This is a genomic window from Bacillus sp. JJ1474 (genome assembly GCF_036965225.1).
Taxonomy (GTDB): domain Bacteria; phylum Bacillota; class Bacilli; order Bacillales; family Cytobacillaceae; genus Cytobacillus.
Genome location: NZ_JBALPC010000170.1, coordinates 987 through 6,706 on the forward strand (window position 1 = coordinate 987; position 5,720 = coordinate 6,706).

Sequence of the window (5,720 nt, forward strand, 5' to 3'; positions counted from 1 at the left end):
CCGCCTGGCTTTGAGGGGACTTAATCAAACGTTTAATTAATATGTATGTACGTGTTTTTATATCAATTTATACCCACTGACTAATTTTATTAATTATTACGATAGGAACTTAGGGAGAGCCTGTCCTGTTAGTGTAATGGAGCATTAAACAAGCGTTTGATTAAACAGTCTCAATCCCATGTCCTGCCTGGCTTTGAAAGGATTTAAACAAACGTTTAATTAATATGTAAGATTGTATTTATATATCAATTTATACCAATTACTAATTTTAATAATTAATATGATACAAACTTGGTGATAGCCTGTCCTGTTAGTGCAAGAGGTCATTAAACAAACGTTTGATTAAACAGTCTCAATCCCTTGTCCCGCCTGGCTTTGAGGGGATTTAAACAAACGTTTAATTAACGATATTTTTACCTTGCTAACTTTAAATTGTAAAACCTTTGAAAGTAAAAGAGACAGCCCGCCTAACTATAAATAGAAGTCCAAGAATCGTCCCAGCTTCCACAAAATAGCGAAAAATGTCCATAAATATTGCCCGCACCGCAAATCTTTCTGGTTGTTTTTACCTATAAAATTAAGGTAGAATGATAGAGTATTTTGCGAATATTCGAAATTATTATGAAGGTAGGGGGTCTATTTGTCTAGGAATTTTGTAAAGGTTTTATTCGTGTTTGCGCTTTTACTTGGGATGGTCGCGCAGCCAATTGCAAGCTTAGCTGCTGCAGAAAAGAATGTTTTTTATGTTAGTCTAGGGGATTCTCTGGCTGCCGGCCTATCGCCGTATGGCGAGATTGGCAAAGGCTATCCTGATTTTATTGCGGAAAACTTCAAGAGCAATGAGGTTCTCCAAATGTTTGTCAGGGATTACGCTGTACCGGGATATACGACAACCAATGTACTAGATGACATTGCCAATAACGTGATAAAAGGAGAAAACGATGGAATCCAGGCTGTTTTGAGCCAAGCCACGCATGTGACACTAGATGTCGGTGCCAATGATATCTTAAAGAAGATTAAGATTGATCCGGTAAATCAAAACGTTTCGTTTGATCAGGAAGAGGTTAAGCAAACGTTTGCGGAAATTCAACAAAACCTTGTTAAAATCACCACCGCTGTAAAATCGCTAAATCCAGATGTAAAGCTTTATATCATGGGCTACTACAATCCATATCCGCATTTGCCGGCTGAGCACCAGCCTGCTCTCAACCAATTATTAACTGCACTAAATTCAATGATTGAGCAAATTGCGATCCAATCCGTCTCTACTTACGTTCCAACTGCAGATGTCATCGCAAAAAATATTGCTTTTTTACCAAACCCGAAAGATATTCATTTGAGCGAAGATGGCTATAAGGCAGTTTCCGAGCTTTTCTGGAATGTGATGAAACCGGCAGTACCAGAAGAGGAAGAGGAAGTCGAAGTGCCTGCCAAGGAAACACCGCTTGTCTATTGGGATGGCGTTATCTTGAAAAAGGGCCAGATTGGCAGACTTTCCATTAAAAAACCTATCAATCTATGGAAACGAACAGATGAAGGTCTCCAGTTCGTAAGAGTCCTAAATCCCGGTGAAAAATACCGCGTATACCGCTACGACAATGAATTCGGCGGCCAATATTCAGTTGGCGATGGACACTATGTGACAAAAATAGAAGGCTATGTATCCTACAAAACTCCATCTAAACAAAAATTGGAGCTGCTGAAATAAAAGAACAGGGAAGGATCTAGTGCCTCCTTATTAAAAGAGTCCTTACAGGTACGAAAAAGTCAGGTCTCGTCTAATCTAACTCATCATCTTAGCCGATAAGTAGTTCTGTTTTTGTGGAGTAACATCGTAAATAACATTGCAATTAGGAGACCAAATCGCATCCGATTTGGTCTTTTGTTATCACTGTTATTCCAACGATTTCGCATTTGAGATATAAAAAAGCATATCAAATAATACATCAAATTAATGGTATACAATTGTTATTGCAATTGTCATTATGCTATTTCGGTTGTTAAATTGATTGTTAATTCCTGGATTGATTATTATAACTCTTCGAACAGGTTTCAAATATCAACATTTACCTTTAACAGAGCCTAATACTAAAATAGTAATTCCTTTTTAAAAAACAATAAACTGTAACCTATTTGAAATATATTCGTCAATATATCGGAATAAGCAAGATATTAAAAGAGTGGAGTTGTATGTATTTATGAAAAAAGGAATGATGTGGGCTTTATTTGCGGTGTTTTTATTGACCCTTACCGCATGCTCAAACAATCAAGAAACTAAGATTGAACCAAAAGTAACAGTAAAAGAAATGGCGGAACAACTACTAAAACAAGTAGAACAACCAGCCTTTATGGAATTAGAGGAGGTACAAGTCAAGGAAAGTTATTATATGGATCCTAACCTTCTTGAGGAATATATAATACAAATGCCGTTAATGAATGTAAAATCCAACGAACTATCCATTTTGAAGTTGAAGGACAAAAAAGATCTCGAAACTGTTAAATCTGCACTCGAAAAACGTGCTGCAGATGCAATAAGAAATTTTGAAAACTATTTGCCGGATCAATACGAAAATGCCAAAAACTATAAGATCGTTTCCAATGGCAACTACGTGTTATTTGTGATTTCTGAAGAATCCGAAGAACTAATTAAATATTTCAACGCCTTCTTCAGCAATAAATAACGATCATGGTATTTAGTAGCCTGACATTTCTATTTATATTTTTACCAATTGTTTTAGTACTTTATTATTGTTCACCTAGGAGGTTCAAAAACCTCCTTTTATTTTTAACAAGTTTGTTCTTCTATGCCTGGGGAGAGCCGATTTACATAGTCATTATACTTTTTTCCACCCTTATGGATTACACATTTGGGTTGTTACTCGGTAGCACAAAGTTTTCTTCGACAGGGCGTAAAGTGATTGTTGTCATTTCTATAATTCTTAACTTATCGTTACTATCCTTTTTTAAATATGTTAACTTTCTGATCGAAAATATTAATATTCTATTAGGAACCTCCTTTCCGTTAACCGAATTAGCACTTCCGATTGGCATATCGTTTTATACCTTTCAATCAATGTCCTACATCATCGATGTTTACAGGGGGACAGTTAAAGTTCAACGAAACTGGATTGATTTTGGCACATATGTAGCTTTATTTCCGCAGCTGGTAGCGGGTCCGATAGTTCAGTACAAAACAATTGTAGAACAACTTCGCAACAGGAAGGAAAGTATAGAACATTTTGCAATAGGTATTCGCCGCTTCACGATTGGTCTAGGAAAAAAAGTTTTGCTGGCCAACAATATCGGGATACTTTGGAATACTATTTCAAATTCAAATATCGAAACACTACCCATGTTAACAGCGTGGCTCGGGATTATTGCATTTGCTTTCCAAATTTATTTTGATTTCAGCGGTTATTCTGATATGGCGATTGGCCTTGGTTATATGTTTGGATTCCGATTAAATGAAAACTTCAAATATCCATATATTGCACAGAGTATTACTGATTTTTGGAGAAGATGGCATATCTCACTTGGCACATGGTTTAGGGAATATGTTTATATACCATTAGGCGGCAACCGCCGGGGGCTAATGATCCAGTTCCGAAATATCCTTATAGTCTGGTTATTGACGGGATTTTGGCACGGAGCTAACTGGAACTTCGTTTTATGGGGGTTGTATTTTGGTATCATCCTTTTGTTTGAAAAATGGTGGGGATTAAAACTTTTAAGTCAAATTCCACGTTGGATGAGGCACATATACGCGATATTACTTATATTAATAGGCTGGGTTCTATTTTCATTGGATAACCTTGAATTAATCTCCGGTTACTCAAAAGCGTTGTTTGGATTGAATAATCAAGCAATATGGAATCAAGAGACATTGTATTTAGGATATACCAATGTAGTTTTATTTTTATTACTAATTACTTTTTCAATGCCTCTAAAGAAATGGCCGAAAGAACATTCAGTACTTAATCTAGGATGGTATGGATTTCTCTTCTTTTTATCAGTGGCCTATTTAGTAGATTCAACTTTTAATCCGTTTTTATATTTTCGTTTTTAATAGGTGAGGTGAACTTAAAGAAATGAAATCAAAGGCAGACAAGTTTTTGGTATTAAGCTTCTGCACAACACTCGCGCTTGCCTTATTGCTTTTGCTATTTTTGACGCCGCAACGTTTTTCCGAAATGGAAAACCGACTTTTGCAACCCTTTCCAAACTTGACCTTAGACAAATTAATATCCAAGGAATATGGAAATGAGTTAGAAAACTACTTCTCGGATCATTTTCCTTTTCGTAACCAATGGGTTATGGCCAAATCTCACATAGAACGACTGCGACTCCAAAATGAAAACAATGGTATTTATTACGGAAAAGAAGGTTATTTATTCGAAAAGTTTTTAATGCCAGAAGAACAAAAACTTCTGCAGTACACTGATTCTCTAAATGAATTTTCATCGAAACATCATAATGTAAATATAACACTGATGCTTATCCCGACATCAGTAGGGGTTTATCCAGATAAATTACCCTGGTTAGCACCTTCATACCCTCAGGATCAGGTAAACCAAAAAATAGGGGAATATGTAAAAAATACACTCACTTTTATAGATGGCTATGATTTTTTAAGTGCTGATGCTGCTGAGCCTGTTTACTATCGGACTGACCATCATTGGAACACAAATGGGGCCTATTTAGGATATTTGGTTTATGCAAAAGAGATGGGGTGGAAACCATTATCAAAAAACGAGTTCAAAATACAAACCATCAGTGAATCATTTCTAGGGAGTTACCATACTCGAAGTCAATTCAGCAGGATCACTCCCGACACCATTCAGGCCTATTTTCCTCGTAAGCCGATACAAACGAAAATATACATTGCAGATACAGAAGAAACAGTAAATAGTCTATATAATGAAAGCTTCTTAACCAAAAAGGACAAATACTCCTATTTTTTAGGTGGAGTCCATGCCTTAATGAAAATTACGAGCCAACTAAAGCCCGAACAAATTCAACAAGAAAAACTCCTTGTAATCAAGGATTCCTACGCACACAACTTAATTCCATTCCTCACGAATCATGTAGCAGAAATCTACATAATAGACATCAGATATTACAACGGAAATATCAGTGAATTCATGCAAGAAAACGGAATCGAAGAAGTCTTGTTTATATTTAACACCTCAACCTTTGTGAATAATTCGGAATTGCTGAAACTACGAAAATAGCCAACTAAAAGCACCTGTTTCTCTAATTAAAATAGAGGAGCGGGTGTTTATTTTAGGGAATATACCGAACTTTTCCTATCCATTTCAAAGCCAAGGTGTAAATTTAATATTTGAAACTCTTAAATCACTACAGATTATGATAAATGATGTATACAGCAAGGAGAATAATGAAATTAGATGATGAATAAGGCCTTTCATAAACTTTACAACGAGTACCATCAAGATTTATTTCGTTTTTTATTTTACATGGTAAAGAATAAAGAACAAGCAGAGGTACTAGTACAAGAAGTTTATATTAAAGTTTGGAAAATACATTGAAACTTATAATGGAACAAGCAGTATGAGACCATGGCTTTATGCTCCTCAAACAGAGGTTAATGTGTTTCTTTCCATTTGTTTATAATCTCTATTATGATTGCTCCCAATAGGGAATTTCCTAAACCCACTGACAGAAAAATAATAACAACTATATCCGAAATAGCGTCATAC

The 5,720-nt window shown here is 35.7% G+C and carries 5 protein-coding genes; all 5 read left to right on the forward strand.

The genetic code is table 11. The features are described from left to right. The first annotated feature begins 640 nt into the window (after positions 1 to 640). A complete protein-coding gene (locus tag V7164_RS18905) occupies positions 641 to 1,708 on the forward strand; it encodes an SGNH/GDSL hydrolase family protein (protein WP_335354903.1) in 1,068 nt (355 codons plus the stop codon). 490 nt (positions 1,709 to 2,198) lie between these two features. Then, positions 2,199 to 2,681 (forward strand): DUF4358 domain-containing protein, encoded by a 483-nt coding sequence (locus V7164_RS18910; RefSeq protein WP_335354904.1) that lies wholly within the window; start codon positions 2,199 to 2,201, stop codon positions 2,679 to 2,681. A 5-nt stretch (positions 2,682 to 2,686) separates the two neighbouring features. Further along, on the forward strand, positions 2,687 to 4,066 hold the full coding sequence (locus V7164_RS18915) for an MBOAT family O-acyltransferase (RefSeq protein ID WP_335354905.1): 1,380 nt from the start codon (positions 2,687 to 2,689) through the stop codon (positions 4,064 to 4,066). Positions 4,067 to 4,088: 22 nt separating this feature from the next. Continuing rightward, the gene (locus V7164_RS18920; RefSeq protein WP_335354906.1) at positions 4,089 to 5,231 is read left to right on the forward strand and encodes a DHHW family protein; all 1,143 of its coding nucleotides are present in this window, start codon (positions 4,089 to 4,091) and stop codon (positions 5,229 to 5,231) included. A gap of 246 nt (positions 5,232 to 5,477) precedes the next feature. Next, positions 5,478 to 5,549 carry a hypothetical protein gene (locus tag V7164_RS25735; protein WP_438824729.1) on the forward strand — a complete coding sequence of 24 codons (72 nt, stop codon included), beginning with the start codon at positions 5,478 to 5,480 and terminating at the stop codon, positions 5,547 to 5,549. Positions 5,550 to 5,720: the final 171 nt, after the last annotated feature.